The sequence below is a fragment of the Flectobacillus sp. BAB-3569 genome, assembly GCF_002270355.1.
GTDB classification, from domain to species: Bacteria; Bacteroidota; Bacteroidia; order Cytophagales; family Spirosomataceae; genus Flectobacillus; species Flectobacillus roseus.
The window spans coordinates 1-746 of the sequence record NZ_NJFZ01000182.1 but is presented as its reverse complement, the minus strand read 5'-3'; the positions used below and the strand labels follow the sequence as shown (position 1 = coordinate 746).

Sequence of the window (746 nt, the reverse complement as noted above, 5' to 3'; positions counted from 1 at the left end):
TAATACTACGACTTGTGAGACGGCGACCAACTCACGTCAAGCAGTTGTAGGAACAGTTAACCCAATTCCAAGCGCACCAAGTTCAAGTAATGTAACAAATGGCGCAGTTTGTGGAAGTGGTGTAGTGAACTTGACAGCAACTTGTACGACAGGYCAAACGGTACAATGGTATGCAAGTCAGAGTTCGACAAGTGTATTGACAACAGGTACAAGTTATGCCCCAAGCATCACTGCAACGACAACATACTTTGYAGGTTGTAAGGATAACACAACAACTTGTGAAACAGCGACAGGCTCACGTCAAGGCGTAATTGGAACGGTTAACCCAATCCCAAGTGCACCAAGTGCGAATAATGTAGTAGGGGCATCAAGATGTGAATCAGGTGTAGTGACTTTGACAGCGACTTGTTCAACAGGTCAAACAGTACAATGGTATGCAAGTCAGAGTTCAACGAGCGTGTTGACGACAGGTACGAGTTATGCCCCAAGTTTGACAGCAACGACGACTTATTATGTAGGTTGTAAAGACAACACAACGACTTGTGAAACGACAACAGGAACACGTCAAGGAGTAACAGGTACAGTAAACTCAAACTTACCAGCACCAAGTTCAAGTAATGTACAAGGAGGTGCAGTTTGCGGCAGTGGAGTAGTAAACCTAAGTGCAGTATGTTCATCAGGTCAAACGGTACAATGGTATGCTAGTCAGACTTCAACAAGTGTATTGACGACAGGTACAAGTTATG

1 protein-coding gene is annotated in these 746 nt (G+C 44.4%); it reads left to right on the top strand.

Going from position 1 to position 746, the window contains the following annotated elements:
- On the top strand, positions 1–746 hold a 746-nt coding region (locus tag BWI92_RS27700; protein WP_176464585.1), incomplete at both ends, for a hypothetical protein.